Source organism: Parapedobacter sp. 2B3, from assembly GCF_041925275.1.
Lineage (GTDB): Bacteria > Bacteroidota > Bacteroidia > Sphingobacteriales > Sphingobacteriaceae > Parapedobacter > Parapedobacter pyrenivorans_A.
Genome location: NZ_JBHEUZ010000018.1, coordinates 18,382 through 33,594, shown reverse-complemented (window position 1 = coordinate 33,594; position 15,213 = coordinate 18,382). Strand labels below are relative to the sequence as shown.

The following is a 15,213-nucleotide window of genomic DNA, read 5'->3' as shown; positions in this document are numbered from 1 at the left end:
GCTAAAAGGAAAGGTTAACGCCCAATGAGAATGTCGTGGCCCGGGGGTAGTAATAATTATCTCCCTCGCCGACGGACTTATCGATGCCCGGGCTCCGGAGGCCGCTGAAGTTCACCTCGGGATCGAGCCCCTCGTAACCTGTAAATGTGAGTAGGTTTTCGCCGGTTACATAGACCCGCGCCCTGCTGAACCACGCGTTGTTTACGGGGAGCGTATACCCCAGGGTAACAGCCTGTAGGCGCAGGAAGTCGCCCTTGGCTATCCAGTAATCCGAAAATACAGGGCCGTCGGCCACGTTTTTATCCAGCCAGGAGTCCAGCACGTTATAACCGGGCAACCGGCCGGGATAGCTGATGTTCATCGCTTGCGCGTTGAGGATTTTCTGGCCGAACATGCCGTTGGCGGCGATGTTGAGGTCGAACCCACGATAGGCGAAATCCATGGCAAATCCCAGCGTCAGGGTTGGTTGGGCATTGCCCAGGTATTGCTGGATAACGTTGCCCGCTTCGTCGGTTTCGAGGAGGAACTTGCCGTCTTCGTCGAAACCCAGGAACTTCGGCCCCCAGAAGGTACCTACCGCATAGCCTTCTTTCAGCAGTTGCGTAAATACGCCCGACATGCCCGTTAACCCATGGAGGTTGCCCGAAGCCACTGCATCGGTTTGGTAGATGTCATTCGATAGTTTTTCTACCCGTTGCTTGTTGTGGGCCATGACGAGGTTGGCGTTCCAGGTGAAGGAGCCGTTGCGGATAATGTTGGCACCCAGTGTGAGTTCGATGCCTTTATTTGACAGGTCGCCCACATTAGCCAGCATCTTGTCGTAAAGATAAGGTGGCTGGGGCACATCATACGTGTACAGCAGATCGGATGTTTGCTTGACGTAAGCATCGATGGTCGCATTGAACCGTCCGAGGAAAGCGATATCAAGGCCAATGTTGGTCTGTGCCGTGGATTCCCATTTCAAATCCGGATTGGGATTTTGGGTTATGCCATAGGATTGTTTCCACGAATCGGTGGCCTGGTCGTAGTAGGCCCCCCCGCCCGTGCCCATCAGCGACAGCGACCGGTATTCGCCGATACCGTCTTGGTTGCCGGTGATGCCGTAGCCTGCGCGTACCTTCAGGTTATCCAGCCAATCGCGGGTAGGCTCCATAAATGATTCCTCGGATACACGCCACGCCACCGATGCGGAGGGGAAGAAGCCCCACTTGTGGTTGGCACCGAAGCGGGATGAACCGTCTTGGCGCAAGGTGGCGGTAACCATGTAACGGTCATGGAACACGTAGTTGACACGGCCGAAAAATGAAACGAGCTTGGCTTCCCCTTTGTAGGAGTAGACATCGCTCAGGCGGAAATCATTGCCGGCGGCGAGGTTGTTGTACCCGAATAGGTCGGTATCAAAGCCGCGACGTTCGGCCCCGTAGCCTTCATAACTGTTTTTCAGGTAGGAATAGCCAGCCATGATGTTCAATCGGTGGACGTCTTGGAACGTTTTGTCGTAGGTGAGGTAAGTTTCCAGTTGCAGGTTTGCATAGTCGCCGATGTTCCGTCGGCCGTACCCTTTATCGGTCCGTCCATTGAAAGCGTACGAGGGCATGTAGAAACGCCCCTGCTGCGAATTGTATTCATAAGACCCGTTGGCCACCCCTTTGAGCCCTTCAGCGATTTGCAGCTCAGCTTTTCCATAGCCCAGTAGGCGCGTGCGGCTTTGGTCGTCCTTGCGGTTGTTGAGCAGTTCTACGGGATTGTTGGCATTGGTGCCCCCTATCTGCGTATATTGGCCATTTTGCTTCACGGGAAGCGTGGGGTTGAGGTTATAAGCCCGCTCATAGATGCCCATGTCTACCGGATGGTACGAGTCTTTGTTGGCATGGATGCTCGCTTCGAGTTTCAGCCGGTTGTTGAGGCCATATTGGTGGCCGGTGAGGCTCCCGGCCAGCCGGTTCATGGCGCTTGTTTTGATAACGCCTTGCGCATCCAGGTAGCTGATGGATGCATGGAGGCCGCTGGCTTCGCCCCCGTTGGAGAAAGATAGGTTGTGGAAATTGGAAACGGCGGTCCGTTGCAATTCATCCTGCCAGTCGGTATTGTCGCCGTAGTCTACCGCGCCGCCGATGTTATTGCTGCGCACGTACGCGCGCCACTGATCGGCGGATAGGAGGTCCAGCTTATTGGTTGCGTTGCCCACGGCTACGTAGCCGTTGTAGTTCATCGTGCGATGTGCGTGCTCGCGGTTGGTGGTGACGATGATGACGCCGTTGGCGCCGCGCGAGCCGTAGATGGCTGCCGCGGAGGCATCTTTCAACACATCGATGGAAACGATTTCACCGGGTTGGATGGCATTCATATCCGCGCCGGGGATTCCGTCGACCACAATCAATGGACTGTTGCTGGCCGATAACGAGGTGCCCCCGCGGAGGCGCAGGGACGAACCTTGGGTGGGGTCGCCGCTGGGTTGGGTAACGGTGAGTCCGGCCACTTTGCCCTGTAGTAATTGCTCGGCCGAGGTGATGACTCCTTTACGGAGGTCTTTTGCCGAAACCGAAGTGATGGCCCCGGTAAGGTCAGACCTGCGCATGGTGCCATAGCCAACGCCCACGATGACCACCTCATCCAACACCGCATCCGTCGGCAGCATCTCGATGCGCATCGTTGGCGCGGCAGTCTCGGTGGTGGTGCGGTAGCCCACGTGCGAAAAAGTGAGGGTTTCACCCCGGGAGGCGGTCAATATGAATTTGCCGTCGGTGCCTGTTACGGTACCCGCTCCCGAGGTGGCGGCCACGCTTACCCCGGCAAGCGGTGCTTGATCTTGGTTAACGACCGTGCCGGCTACGGTGATGTTGTCTTGCGCGTATAGCGTGTTGATGAAGCATGCCAAGCAAACTACCATCAATGTGGAAAATCTATGGAGGTTCATTCGTTAGTTCTTTATCGGATTATCAACTGTGACCAATGGCATGTCTTCGTCATAGATGGTTATGCCATTTTGATCCTTGATGAGGATGTGGAGCGAAGAGATGGCCATTCCCTTAAATTCATGGGCTACGTTGACGAACGCGCGCTGCCGCGCCATGGCACCCTCCATGTCGCCGGTAAGTGTTTTGGATCCGCCGGTGATGGTGTAGGTGAGCCGCTGGCCGCGCACGTTGTTATCGCGGGTGATGACCAGTATGTCGTTTATGCTGATTTTCAACGGAAAGAACGACAGGCTCGGGGGCAGGGGTTCGGGTACACCGGGCGCTATGATTTGGTAGTCGGGTGAGGCTCCTGCCCAGTCTGGGGAGGCTTCATTGCCATTGTACTTGACGGCGAGGAAGACCATGTTTTCCATTTCGTATTCTTCGGTTACGCCGAAGTAGGTTTGGGGCACGAGGTCCTTTTTGTAAATCCCATTGCCGATATGCCTGAACGCGGTTTTTTCCCGGATCTCAGGCAGCCAGGCCTGGAACTGCTGCTGTGCATCCCAATTGTTGAGGCCGCCGTGCATGTGCACGGTGGCGGGTGCTGGGAGGAATCCATCGACCAAGTTGGCGTTGAAGAGGATGGACAGCGTGCTGCCAAGTTGGAAGTCGGAGGGCGCAAAGTTTATTTGCTTCCCGCTTTCCACGAAATTTTTGATGTAGTCGACTTTCGGCAAGGAAAGTGTTCCCGTTAATTTGGTGGCATCCAAATCCCGGAGCAGAAAGTAAAATGCCTCGGTGTTGGCGAATAGTTCTTCCACGGTCATCCCGAAAAATTCGGTGGGGGTGAAGCTGATGCTCCAGATGCGGTCGCCATTATAAGTAATGGGTATCGGGGTACCCGTTGGGTTGGTGGGTGCCCAGATCCACAGGTAGAGTGCTTCGCCATCGGCCAACTGGGGCGCACTGGCAAAGTCGAAATACCAGGTGACGGGTTCGTCCATGGTGTATACCGCCGGCACCGTCCACATCCGGTCTGGATTGGTAATCGCCTCTTGGGCTTTTAGCGTCGGTAGCAGTAAAAGCATGCACCCAGTTAAACAGTATATCAGTTTCTTCATCGGGATTATTGGTTAGTGTTTGATAATTTATATTGGTAAGATACAAACGGGACGCCCGCGGTGCTACGGGTGAGCTTCAGCCCCATTTCGGGAGCCGCACCGGGCATCGATACGATGGTCAACTGGCCGATGAGTGCCGTTTTCGCCGCATCCGAATACAGGCGGATGGTAGGGGCAGAACCATCGGCATAAGGAAATGCCGTGTCGAGATCCCAGAACCCGCCGTTGGGAAACAATTCCGGTGCACTCCCGTCTACCCGGTACGCCGTCGGCTGGTTATCGGCGTCAACATCCAAGGTAAGCTGTAGGCTTGCCGCTTCAAATTGGCCCAACAGACTGATTTCATCGGGCTTGATGCCCGAAATTTTTGCCGTCTCATCGATCTGCACCAGATCGGTGAGTTGCCAGCTGCCTTTTATTTTTTCATAAAGGGTGATCGGCTCAACGAACTTTCCGTTTTCCACCTTTTTACAAGCGGTAACGGCGCACGTGCCGACGAGGCATAATAAAGCAATAAGTAATTTATTGTTCATGATGAGGTTAATAAATGGTTAACGAAAAATAACTGCCAACGAAGGTAGGTGGATTACCTTTGCGTTATCCGGTGTAGAAAATAAATATAAATGGAAACGGATTCGGTTGCTTATTTGTAGTTGTATTACAGATAGTTGACGAAATACAAGGTGTGAAAAATATAAACGGTTTGTGAACAGCGTAGTTCGTTTTATAGGTGGTTTCCCCCGATTTTCATGATTTCGTTTTCAAATTTGTCTCTGGGCACCACCGACTTGTTCCGGTAGCGTGAGCGGTAGTTGTAGATGGTGGCCAATGAATAATTAAGGAACTCGGCTATTTTGGTGCTATCCGTGATGCCCAACCGGATGAGTGCGAAAATCCGCAATTCGGTGGTGAGTTTTTCGTTGGGTTTCACGGTTACCTGTTCGTCGGATGGCAGGAGTGCGTTGAACTTGTTGACAAAATCGGGGAAGAGTTTCAGGAAGGAATCGTCAAACTTGTGGTAAAATTCCGTCCGTTCGTCTTCAATGAACTGGGTAGACTTGATCGTATTGAAAAGTTCGCCTGCGGAACTGGTCTTCGCTTTATTGTAAAGTTTTTTCTGGTACTTGTCCATCTTCTCGATATAGAGCGAGCAAAGCCCCAGAAAGTGGCCGATGTATTCTTCCTTGATATGGTTTGTTTCTGCTAGTGCGAGGTTGTTTAGCTTCAGTTGCTCATTGATGGCACTGATTTCCTTTTTTGCTTTAGACACTTTCCTGACCTCGCGGACAATCAGGAAAATCCCGATGAACAAGATACCCGATAGAATGCTGATAACCACTAACAGGCGCTCCAGTTTCCGCTGTTGCGCTGCTTGGTTGGTTTGATAGGCTTTGTTGATGATCTGCAGCACTTTGGATGTCTGGAAATTCCGTATCCGGGCATTATAGAAGTTGGCATCTTCCATGCTTTTCTTGATGTAGGTATTTGCCCGGTCCACATCACCCGATTCGTAGAGCAGGGTAGCCAATTCCCGTAGGGAAGCGTTTTCCATGATATTTCCCCGGATGTCGGAGAGCGCGGAAAGCGCCAGGTGTGCTTTCATTTTCGAGGTGTCGGCCTGCACCCGGTAAAAGAAAGATAACACGGAGTTCAGTATGGAATAGGGGCGGGTGCCCAACTTGGCCTTCGGCAGGTACATGTAAAGTACCTGCTCTGCCTTTTCCATTTCGCCGGTATTGATGTGTTTTATGCCGTAATACGAAGCATATTCGTAAGTACTTTTGGGAAGTACGTGCAAAAATTGCTCGTAATAGAAATCGCGCTGCTGGGTAATGGTGGGGTCGCCATACCCGTCATTGTAAAATTCCAACCAAAAGACATAGGTTTCGTAATATGCCTTGTAGTATTCGATCTCCTGGGCTTCCGTCAAGGTAGCTGCTGCGATACTGCCCAGCAGCTCCAGCGACTTGTCAAACATGGCCGCCTTGAATAGGATGGACGCCAGTTGGATTTTGCTGTTCGTTATCCACAGGCCGTTTCCGGAAGCCGTTGCGATTGAAAGCTGTTTCAACGCGTATAACCGGGCGGAATCGCAACGATAATATTCATAGGCGTCGGTAAGCTGGTTGCAGATGCCGTATTGGTCGGCAATGGATAGGTTGGGTGTGTCAAGTTGCTTCTTGAGGAGGCTGATATGCTTTTCCTTTTCGTCCCGATACTGCTCGCCCTGCACAATCGCTTTATCCAGTTCGATCAACAACGCGTTGAGTTTTTTGTCTTCATGGGCATGTACAAGCACAGAGAAGGCAAATAAAAAAAGAAACATGCAAATCCTGGGCACCATAAGCTATCGGCAAAGCGGTTTTCGTATCCACCCTATCGGCGATACGGTAGCCGATGAGGGGAATCCAAAGGTAGGAAAAAGTGGGAAACCCCGTATGGCTTTATCCTATACGTTGAACCGGAAGTGCATGATGTCCCCATCCTGCACGAGGTAGGTCTTGCCTTCCACACCCAATTTGCCGGCCTCTTTTACGGCTGCCTCCGAGCCATACTGGATGAAGTCGTCGTATTTGATGACCTCCGCGCGGATAAACCCTTTTTCGAAATCGGTGTGGATGACGCCGGCGGCTTGCGGGGCCGTAAAACCGTTTTCGATGGTCCACGCCCGCACTTCCTGTACGCCTGCGGTGAAGTAGGTGGCTAGGTTCAACAGTTTGTAAGCTGCGCGGATGAGTTTGTTTACGCCCGATTCGGTGAGGCCGAGGTCCTCCAAGAAAAGCTGGCGCTCGTCGTAGCTGTCCAACTGGGCAATCTCGGCTTCTATCTGCGCGGAAATAATCAAGATCTCGGCATCTTCGTCCTCCACGGCGTCGCGTACGCGGTCTACGTAGGCATTGCCCGTGGTTACCGAGGCTTCGTCTACGTTGCAGACGTAGAGGATGGGTTTTACGGTGAGCAGCGACAGATCGCTGATAAACTCGAAATCTTCTTCGGTAATCGGTGCGGTACGTGCCGATTTGCCGGATTCAAGGTGGCTTTTCACCACCGACAGGATTTCATAGCTGCGCTTCGCTTCCTTGTCGTTTCCGGTTTTGGCTTGTTTCTCTACCTTCTGTACGCGTTTCACCACCGTATCCAGATCCTTCAACTGCAATTCCGTATCGATGATTTCCTTATCACGCACGGGGTCCACCGACCCGTCCACGTGCACCACATTCCCGTCATCGAAGCAACGCAGCACATGTATGATGGCATCGGTCGTGCGGATGTTGCCCAAGAACTGGTTGCCCAGTCCTTCGCCCTTACTGGCACCCTTCACCAACCCGGCGATATCAACGATTTCGATGGTGTTGGGTACCACGCGTTGTGGCTTTACCAACTCGGCGAGCTTGTTTAGGCGCTCATCGGGTACAGTAATGACGCCGACATTCGGCTCGATGGTACAAAAAGGGAAATTGGCTGCCTGTGCTTTCGCATTGGAAAGGCAGTTGAATAAGGTGGATTTGCCTACATTCGGTAGGCCAACGATGCCGCACTGTAATGCCATGAGTATCGAGTTTTTTGAAAACGGGGCAAACTTAGATAAAATGCTTGGCATTCACTAACTCCGTTGAAACAAAATGACTCCCCGGAAACCTGCCTTTGAAAAACAACCTGGTAGTTGAAATATAGTAACTAGTATGGTCTTTAAGTACTATCTTTGGAGCAGCATGAAGTGGGTTGAACTGGCGGGAGAAGGCTAGCCGCGTAAACTGTTTAATGAATAAATCGATCCCTGCCTGTAATCATTGTTGAAGTTTGGCGTCTGACCATTAAAGACTTATTTATAATACCTTAATCGATTGCTATGCAAATTCGCCGTTTATTAGTGCTATCCGTTTTGTTGACCGGTGCATCCCTTGCTTGGGCACAGCCAACCCCCATCCACCACCGCTTGGAGGGTATTGATTCATTACTGGAGAAACTGCTTGATGATTACCACGTAGCTGGTTTTTCCGTGGCGGTGGTGCATAAAGACAGCGTAGTCTATGCCAAAGGATTCGGGCACCGAGACTATGAGAAGAAGCTACCGGCCACACCCAATACGCTCTATGCTATCGGCTCCTCTTCAAAGGCGTTCACCGCGGCACTGGTGGGGAAGCTGTTTGGCGATAGCCTTTCGCTGGATGATAAGGTAACCAAGCACCTGCCACAGCTCCACTTCAAGGACGGACGGGAAGCCGACGTGACCGTGCGCGACTTGATGACCCACCGCACGGGGCTGTCGCGGTACGATTTTTCGTGGTACGTCTTCAACTCCGACTCGCGGGATAGCCTATTGCAGCGGGTAGTTTATATGGAACCCAATGCCGATCTGCGGGCCAAGTGGCAATATAATAACTTCATGTACCTGGCGCAGGGCATGATTGCCGAGCGGATGACCGGAAAGACGTGGGAAGAAAATATAAAGGATCGATTCTTCGCACCCCTTGGTATGGTGCGTTCTAACTTCGATGTAAACGACATGGCGGCGGATGCCGATGTATCCATGGGTTACACCGTGACGGAAGAAGATGCTATAGAGAAGCTGCCCTATTTTGAAATCCGCGGGATGGGCCCCGCCGGAAGTATAAACAGTAGCGTGCTGGAGATGGCCAATTGGCTGAAGCTATGGATCGGTGGCGGTGAATATGGGGGGAAGCGACTGATTCCGTCGGATTTCGTCAAAGAGGCGGCAAGCTCACAGATGGTGATAGCCGGTGGATTGCCAACAAAATATAAGGATATTTACCTGGCCAATTACGGGTTGGGCTGGATGATCAGCTCCTACCGCGGCCACTACCAAGTGGAGCATGGGGGAAACATCGATGGGTTCTCAGCAAGCACGAGCTTCTTTCCCGCCGATGGACTGGGTATTGTAGTGCTCACTAACCAGAATGGCTCTGCCGTGCCAACGGTGGTGCGTAATTTGATTGCCGACCGTTGGCTGGAGTTGCCGGCTATCGATTGGAATACCCGTAGCGTTAAGCCAGATACCGCCATGGCAGATACCGCCAAACAGGAGGATCTGGCGCGCATAAAGGGGACGCGACCGACGCATGGACTGCCAGACTACACGGGAACCTATGAAAACGCAGCGTACGGTACGTTTTTGGTGAATGTGGTTGACGATACGCTCAAGGCAGCGGTGGGCAAAGATCGGGTATGGCTAAGCCACTACCACTACGATGTGTTTGAAATGAAGGATATAGGCGAAGATGGCGAGGCGGATACCGCTGGGGGAGGGGCGAAAATCAACTTCCGCACCGGACTGGATGGCAAGGTGGAAAGTGCCGTTATTCCCATGGACGACCCGTCGGGAAATCCGGTCGAGTTCAAGCGGCAGCCTACGGTTACGGAAGTCTCCCAAGTCCAGTTGCAAGCCTATGTAGGAAAATACGTGGTTAGCGGGATGACGATCTCGATCACGGTAAAAAACGGCGTGCTATTCATGGACGTGCCCGGCCAGACCAATTACGAAACGGTTGCGCAGGGTAACCATAACTTTAAGCTCAAAGCCCTGAATGGTTTTTCCATCCGTTTTGAAATAAACGGAGGGGCAACCCAGGCGTCGACCATGTATGCTATCCAGCCTAATGGTACGTTCAAGGCTACGCGTGTGGGTGAATAACTGATGGCGCCTACTTGCGCGGCCGGGGCCCCCGCTTGTAAATAATAAGTCCGTTCAGGAAATTGCGGAGCAATTGGTCGCCGCACGGTTTGAAATTCGGGTGGTCTTCCTTACGGAATATCGCTCCCAATTCTGTTTTCGTTACCCTGAAATCGGCGAGTGCCAATACCTCGATGATGTCGTCGTCGGTGAATTTTAAAGCTACCCGGAGCTTTTTCATGATGTCGTTGTTGCTCATCCTATCAATACGGTTACCTGGAAACTTTTATGTTGACTTTTTTGCCTTTTAGCTTTTCGTTGCGGACCCGTTGTACAACGCGTTCGATAAGGTCGCGTTTTACCGCCGCATACGCCGAGTGGTCCAACACCTCGATGCGTCCGAGGTCTTCTTTCGCCAATCCGCCTTTTTTGAGTAATAACCCTACGATGTCGACCTTGTTTATTTTTTCTTTCTTCCCTGCGGCGATATAAAGCGTAGCCCAGTCGGTCGGCGGCGGTAAAATCGGGCTTTCCGTTAGCGTTTCCTGTTCGGGCGATCCGGCTAAGTAGCGGGGCTTTTCATCGGGCGCGAGCAGCAGGTAGGAGGTACCAGAGGCATGCATCCGTGCTGTCCGCCCATTGCGGTGCAGGAAAGCCTCCTCCGTATGCGGTAGCTGGTAGTGGATGACATGCTCGATTTCGGGGATGTCTAATCCACGCGAGGCGAGGTCGGTGGTCACCAGTATGCAGTGGCTGCCGTTGCGAAATTTGAGCAGGGCACGTTCCCGATCATCTTGTTCCATGCCGCCATGGAAAACGCCATGGTGTAGCCCCCTGTCCCACAGCAAGTCGCTGATGCGTTCCACCGCCTCGCGATGGTTGCAGAAAACCAACGTGGGCGTATTACCGATTTTGCAGACCAATGCAAACAGCGCATCCAGCTTGTCGGCCGCCCTGCTGGTAACCACCTTTTGCGTCAGGTTGGGTGTCGATGCCTGATGCGCTAAATAATCAAGTGTTGCCGGTTTGTCGATACCCGTGAATGCGGGGATATCATCCATCGGCGTAGCCGAGGTAAGCACCCGCTTTTCGAGCGTCGGCAATTGGCTGATGATGTAGGCCATGTCTTCCTGGAAGCCAAGCTCTAGCGCTTTGTCAAATTCGTCAAGTACGAACGTATGCACCGTACGGGTGTCGAATGTATTGCGGCGCAAGTGATGGGCCAGTCGTCCGGGTGTGCCGATGAGCACGGCCGGGGGTTGCGACAAGTTTTTGATTTCTACGGAAACGGAATGACCGCCGTAGCAGCAATTCACTTTAAATCCACTGCCCATGCTTTTGAAAACCTGTTCGATTTGCAGGGCCAATTCCCGCGAGGGAACGATCACCAGCGCCTGGATGGTAGTGATATCCGCGCGAAGCGTGTGGAGCAGGGGCAACAGGAAGGCCAGCGTTTTTCCGGATCCCGTGGGCGAAAGTAAGATGAGGTCTTGCTTTTCCGGTACGTGGAGCGCCGCGTGCTGCATTTCGTTGAGCGCGTCTATCTTTAAATTACGGAGTGCCTGCTTTACCATACATGTGGATGCTTAGGGGCAAAGATAGCTGAAAAAAAGAAAGGGGCGCTGCGATTGCCCTACGGTTTAATAAATACGGAAGCCAGTTGCTCAATGGAGTCATCGCCATCGTATGGCAACACACATGGCATCGGCAATCTATTGCCGCGTTAGTTTGCGTTCTCCCCTTTTTTTTCGTTAAAACGGGTAATGGTCTTTCCATCATAACGATAAACCCCGTTTAACGTGCCAAACCAAATGTTTCCATCGTCCGCTTCCAGGATTCCGAAAATCATTCCTTCTCCTGTTCTTATGAGTTCGGGTAGCATGGCATGATTGGCTAGCGACTTTTCGTGATAACGGGAAAGTGACCAGCCTTTTTGGTTACCCGTGTTTTGTAGGTCAATCTTGAAACTTTTCGTCTGATCACGTTCTGAGCTAGTCCAAATGTTTCCTTTTTTATCTTCGTAGATATAACCAACAAACTCCTGTGTGAAATGGGTAAATGTACTGCCGTCATAACGCCAGAGTCCGTCATTGCCACCGAGCCAAATATTGCCTTTTTTATCTTCGATAATCGAACGGACATTTGTAAAAGGTTTGCCGTCACGGGCGAAAACGGTAAATGTTTTCCCATCGTACACGAACGTATTGCCTCTGGTAGCAAACCATAACTTGCCTGTTTTGTCTTCAATAATAGCACTGACTTCATTTGGGGGGCGCTTGAGAACCGGAGAGGTCTTCCCGGTTCTATCTTCACTCATAACATCTCCGTTCATCCTATAATTTCGAAACGTTTTCCCGTCATAACAGCTTGCTCCTCCATTAACACCGAACCAGACGTTGCCTTTTGTATCTTCATAAATACTTCCAACCTCGTTATTAAGCAACCCATCCTCGGTTGTGAAATTTCGAAATGATTTCCCATCATAATAATAAACACCCGATCCAATGGAGCCAAACCACAAGTTGCCTTTCCTATCTTCCAAAACAGAAAAGAAGCGTGCCGAACTTACTTCATTGGTGATATTAGCAAACGATTTTCCATCGTATCTAAAAATACCATCGAAGGCAGCAATCCAAATGTTACCCTTCTTGTCTTGTATGATGTTACGGGTGGTGCCATTAGGTCCAGTGGAAGTTACTATGTTTTTGATTTTGGGTTTATTGTCGCTTTTTGGCAGGTCTGTTTTGACTTGTCCCCTGCAGGAAATACAAAAAACAAGCATCAGAAACACGCTGTAAAATTGTGGGTAGCTTTTCATTTTTCTTTTAATTAGATTTTACATTCCACCTATTGGATTCGGCGAAAATACCTTGTAATCTTTCAGATTGAGGCATCAGGATTGTAAAATAAAAATGTAAACTTTGTAAATAAAATCTCAATAGCATGTCAAACAGCAGAAATCTCCTCTCCGGGAAACGCAAGTACGTGTTCGGATTGACTATACTCCTGTTTATCTCCGTAATCTGCGTGGCTTTCCATATGGAAGGCAACGACGACTTCGCCATTGCCAGACGGGAAGTTTTGCTCCGCAGGATCGGGCACGAATTACTCTTGCAGTCGGGCGACAGCTCATCAAGGGTGCTCCCGGTAAAACAAATCGCAGAAGATGAATACCAAATCTGGTTTGAGAATGAGCTGACTTTTCAACCGGACTCCTTGGTGAATACGACCAGGCGTTTGTTGGTCAAAGACCCCCTTACACGTGACTATGTAGTTAATGTGCTGAATTGTGGCAACGCCAGTGTAGCTTATGGATACGCAATATCCGGAAGTAAAAAAGATGATATCGTTGCATGCATAGGGAGAGTACAACCCCCTGCATGTTACATGATTAGCATTAAATTCAAACCGACAGAAACGTATACGGCAAATGATGGATATCTTTTGGGCAGCCTGCCATTTTTAGCATTTGTTGGTTTTATTTTTTTTAGATCTGCTAAGCGTCAAAGCGTCTTACCCAAGGGTCAACGCACCAAGATTTTCACTTTTGGCTCGGTCTTGTTTGACGCGCAGGAACGGCAACTGACCATAAATAAAGAAACCTTTGACCTGACTAGGACTGAAACGCGTCTACTGCTCATTTTCGCGTTGTCTCCGAACGAGACGATAGCGAGAAGCCGGCTGCAAAAAGAGATATGGGAAGATGAAGGGGTGATTGTTGGGCGTAGCTTGGACATGTTCATATCAAAACTTCGGAAAAAACTGGAACTCGATCCTAATGTCAACCTCGTTGTCGTACGCGGCAAAGGGTATAAGCTTGAAATTAGCGCTTAAGAAGCTATATTGTGATTGCCGAAAAACAGAAAAACCCTCCTTACAGCATGTAAAGAGGGTTTCGTACCCAGAGCCGGGATCGAACCGGCATGGGTCGCCCCACTGGTGTTTGAGACCAGCGCGTCTACCAATTCCGCCATCTGGGCAACTTTTAAAGTACGATTCCCCTAATCGGGGATGCAAATGTATTTATTAATCCGTATTCCGCAAAATGTTTTTCAAAAATAGCACCTATCGGTAGGGCCGCGTGATTTGTCACAATAGCCCCTCCAGATTGGCGCATCTACCCGCCCGGGTTGCGATTAGGGACATTATCTTTGTATCACTATAGGATAAGTCATTTAAACGGCGAAATAATAAGTTAACCCTTAAATATTAAATACGATGGTTTTCAATCCTTATTTGAATTTTGCAGGGAACGCAGAAGAAGCGTTCAAGTTCTATCAAACGGTTTTTGGCGGCGAGCTGTTCATCCAACGAATGAGCGAAACGCCGGAGGCAGAAAACTTGCCGGAAAAAGAGCACGATTACGCCATGCACGTATCCATCCCAGTGGGCAATGGACAATACCTGATGGCATCCGATTGCCTGGACTCCGCCGGGCATGTGCTGAACGTGGGCAACAACAACTACATCTCCATTACGCCCGATAGCCGGGAGGAGGCCGACCGGCTGTTCAGCGGCCTATCGGCTGGTGGTAAAGTAGAAATGCCCATGGAAGAAATGTTCTGGGGCGATTATTTCGGCTCGTTCGAAGACAAGTTCGGCGTACGCTGGATGATCAATTTCCCCATCGGTACGAAATAGCATTCCACACCCTACCCGGTAGCCTCCGTGGCTGCGGGTAGGCTGATTTTCGGTCTGGCCAGCCGCTGCACAACAAAGACGGTTGCAAAACAGAGACCCGTAACCACGGCCATGCAACCGGCAATGGATGCATTGAGCCCGTATGCCATCCAATAACCGGTGAAGGCGATGAATATACCCAGTGCCACGGTAATGGCCAGCATGCGTTTTAAATCATGTGTCAAAAGGTAAGCCGTGGCGGGCGGACCAATAAGGAATGCGATAACCAATATAGCGCCGACAGACTCGAAGGAGCTGACCGTGGTGATGGATACCGCGGCCATCAACAGGTAATGCCACAACGCCGTCGAAATGCCCAATGCGGAGGCAAATGCCGGATCGAACGATGTCAGTTTGAGCTCTTTATAACCCAGCCGGATAAACGCGGCCACCAGTAATAATACGCACGATAGGATATAGACCGGACGTGGACCCATGACGGTGCCGTTGCCGGTCACCCAAAGATCGATCGGCACGTACGCGATTTCGCCGTACAGTACACAGTCCTGATCGATATCCACCTGACCCGCGAAGGCGCTGATGAGGATGATGCCCACGGCAAAGAGGAACGTGAAGACGACACCGATTGCGGCGTCGGTTTGCAGGCCCGCACGCCGATGGAAATACTCGATAAGGAAAGTGGCCAGCAAGCCGGTGGCGCCTGCCCCCAGTAACATGGGCAATGTTTCACGGCTGCCACTGAGTAAAAAGGCAATCACGATGCCCGGCAGTACAGCGTGGCTGATCGCATCGCCCACCATGCTCATTTTGCGGAGAACCAAAAAACACCCCAGTAACCCGCAGGTAACGGCCACCAATGACCCTGTTAATATAATCCAAAATGCTATCATGGTATTCAATCTGTCTAAATCCGCTTAAT

At 51.0% G+C, this 15,213-nt stretch carries 12 protein-coding genes, 1 tRNA gene and 1 pseudogene; 3 read left to right on the top strand and 11 right to left on the bottom strand.

Translation table 11 applies throughout. The features are described 5' to 3' along the window. Position 1 precedes the first annotated feature (1 nt). The 5 genes from ACEVG1_RS17470 to ychF form a co-directional block, all read right to left on the bottom strand. Positions 2 to 2,917: a SusC/RagA family TonB-linked outer membrane protein gene (locus tag ACEVG1_RS17470; protein ID WP_374745011.1), complete on the bottom strand. Its 2,916-nt coding sequence runs from the start codon at positions 2,915 to 2,917 to the stop codon at positions 2 to 4. 3 nt (positions 2,918 to 2,920) lie between these two features. Beyond that, a complete protein-coding gene (locus ACEVG1_RS17465; protein ID WP_374745010.1) occupies positions 2,921 to 3,988 on the bottom strand; it encodes a hypothetical protein in 1,068 nt (355 codons plus the stop codon). 38 nt (positions 3,989 to 4,026) lie between these two features. Beyond that, positions 4,027 to 4,554, bottom strand: coding sequence for a DUF5004 domain-containing protein (locus tag ACEVG1_RS17460; RefSeq protein WP_374745009.1), 528 nt, complete (start codon positions 4,552 to 4,554; stop codon positions 4,027 to 4,029). 191 nt (positions 4,555 to 4,745) lie between these two features. Beyond that, positions 4,746 to 6,347: a DUF6377 domain-containing protein gene (locus tag ACEVG1_RS17455; RefSeq protein WP_374745008.1), complete on the bottom strand. Its 1,602-nt coding sequence runs from the start codon at positions 6,345 to 6,347 to the stop codon at positions 4,746 to 4,748. Between the two features lie 123 nt (positions 6,348 to 6,470). After that, on the bottom strand, positions 6,471 to 7,571 hold the full coding sequence (gene ychF / locus ACEVG1_RS17450) for a redox-regulated ATPase YchF (protein WP_374745007.1): 1,101 nt from the start codon (positions 7,569 to 7,571) through the stop codon (positions 6,471 to 6,473). 300 nt (positions 7,572 to 7,871) lie between these two features. Between ychF and ACEVG1_RS17445 the strand changes: the two genes are divergently transcribed. Further along, positions 7,872 to 9,674: a serine hydrolase gene (locus ACEVG1_RS17445; RefSeq protein WP_374745006.1), complete on the top strand. Its 1,803-nt coding sequence runs from the start codon at positions 7,872 to 7,874 to the stop codon at positions 9,672 to 9,674. Positions 9,675 to 9,684: 10 nt separating this feature from the next. Here ACEVG1_RS17445 and ACEVG1_RS17440 read toward each other — a convergent pair whose 3' ends face one another. From ACEVG1_RS17440 to ACEVG1_RS17425, 4 genes and pseudogenes are all read right to left on the bottom strand, one after another. Further along, complete coding sequence (locus ACEVG1_RS17440; RefSeq protein WP_325641356.1) at positions 9,685 to 9,912, bottom strand: DUF1456 family protein; 228 nt, start codon at positions 9,910 to 9,912, stop codon at positions 9,685 to 9,687. A 13-nt stretch (positions 9,913 to 9,925) separates the two neighbouring features. Further along, on the bottom strand, positions 9,926 to 10,141 hold the full coding sequence (locus tag ACEVG1_RS17435; protein ID WP_374745065.1) for a DbpA RNA binding domain-containing protein: 216 nt from the start codon (positions 10,139 to 10,141) through the stop codon (positions 9,926 to 9,928). Positions 10,142 to 10,285: 144 nt separating this feature from the next. Continuing rightward, a pseudogene (locus tag ACEVG1_RS17430) lies at positions 10,286 to 11,227 on the bottom strand (DEAD/DEAH box helicase); the annotation flags it as partial. A gap of 149 nt (positions 11,228 to 11,376) precedes the next feature. Then, positions 11,377 to 12,471: a two-component regulator propeller domain-containing protein gene (locus ACEVG1_RS17425; protein ID WP_374745005.1), complete on the bottom strand. Its 1,095-nt coding sequence runs from the start codon at positions 12,469 to 12,471 to the stop codon at positions 11,377 to 11,379. Between the two features lie 221 nt (positions 12,472 to 12,692). Between ACEVG1_RS17425 and ACEVG1_RS17420 the strand changes: the two genes are divergently transcribed. Beyond that, the gene (locus ACEVG1_RS17420; protein ID WP_374745004.1) at positions 12,693 to 13,487 is read left to right on the top strand and encodes a winged helix-turn-helix domain-containing protein; all 795 of its coding nucleotides are present in this window, start codon (positions 12,693 to 12,695) and stop codon (positions 13,485 to 13,487) included. Between the two features lie 64 nt (positions 13,488 to 13,551). Here the strand turns inward: ACEVG1_RS17420 and ACEVG1_RS17415 are convergent. After that, positions 13,552 to 13,633 (bottom strand) — tRNA-Leu (locus ACEVG1_RS17415). A gap of 238 nt (positions 13,634 to 13,871) precedes the next feature. On the opposite strand from ACEVG1_RS17415, the gene ACEVG1_RS17410 reads away from it, so the two are divergent. After that, positions 13,872 to 14,294 carry a VOC family protein gene (locus ACEVG1_RS17410; protein ID WP_374745003.1) on the top strand — a complete coding sequence of 141 codons (423 nt, stop codon included), beginning with the start codon at positions 13,872 to 13,874 and terminating at the stop codon, positions 14,292 to 14,294. An 11-nt stretch (positions 14,295 to 14,305) separates the two neighbouring features. Here ACEVG1_RS17410 and ACEVG1_RS17405 read toward each other — a convergent pair whose 3' ends face one another. Next, positions 14,306 to 15,184, bottom strand: a complete 879-nt coding sequence (locus ACEVG1_RS17405; RefSeq protein WP_374745002.1) for a metal ABC transporter permease — start codon at positions 15,182 to 15,184, stop codon at positions 14,306 to 14,308. Positions 15,185 to 15,213 lie beyond the last annotated feature (29 nt).

Coding starts and splice junctions, on each gene's coding strand:
- ACEVG1_RS17470 (WP_374745011.1), bottom strand. CDS start 2,917: ATGAACCTCCATAGATTTTCCACATTGATGGTAGTTTGCTTGGCATGC.
- ACEVG1_RS17465 (WP_374745010.1), bottom strand. CDS start 3,988: ATGCTTTTACTGCTACCGACGCTAAAAGCCCAAGAGGCGATTACCAAT.
- ACEVG1_RS17460 (WP_374745009.1), bottom strand. CDS start 4,554: ATGAACAATAAATTACTTATTGCTTTATTATGCCTCGTCGGCACGTGC.
- ACEVG1_RS17455 (WP_374745008.1), bottom strand. CDS start 6,347: ATGTTTCTTTTTTTATTTGCCTTCTCTGTGCTTGTACATGCCCATGAA.
- ychF (WP_374745007.1), bottom strand. CDS start 7,571: ATGGCATTACAGTGCGGCATCGTTGGCCTACCGAATGTAGGCAAATCC.
- ACEVG1_RS17445 (WP_374745006.1), top strand. CDS start 7,872: ATGCAAATTCGCCGTTTATTAGTGCTATCCGTTTTGTTGACCGGTGCA.
- ACEVG1_RS17440 (WP_325641356.1), bottom strand. CDS start 9,912: ATGAGCAACAACGACATCATGAAAAAGCTCCGGGTAGCTTTAAAATTC.
- ACEVG1_RS17425 (WP_374745005.1), bottom strand. CDS start 12,471: ATGAAAAGCTACCCACAATTTTACAGCGTGTTTCTGATGCTTGTTTTT.
- ACEVG1_RS17420 (WP_374745004.1), top strand. CDS start 12,693: ATGGAAGGCAACGACGACTTCGCCATTGCCAGACGGGAAGTTTTGCTC.
- ACEVG1_RS17410 (WP_374745003.1), top strand. CDS start 13,872: ATGGTTTTCAATCCTTATTTGAATTTTGCAGGGAACGCAGAAGAAGCG.
- ACEVG1_RS17405 (WP_374745002.1), bottom strand. CDS start 15,184: ATGATAGCATTTTGGATTATATTAACAGGGTCATTGGTGGCCGTTACC.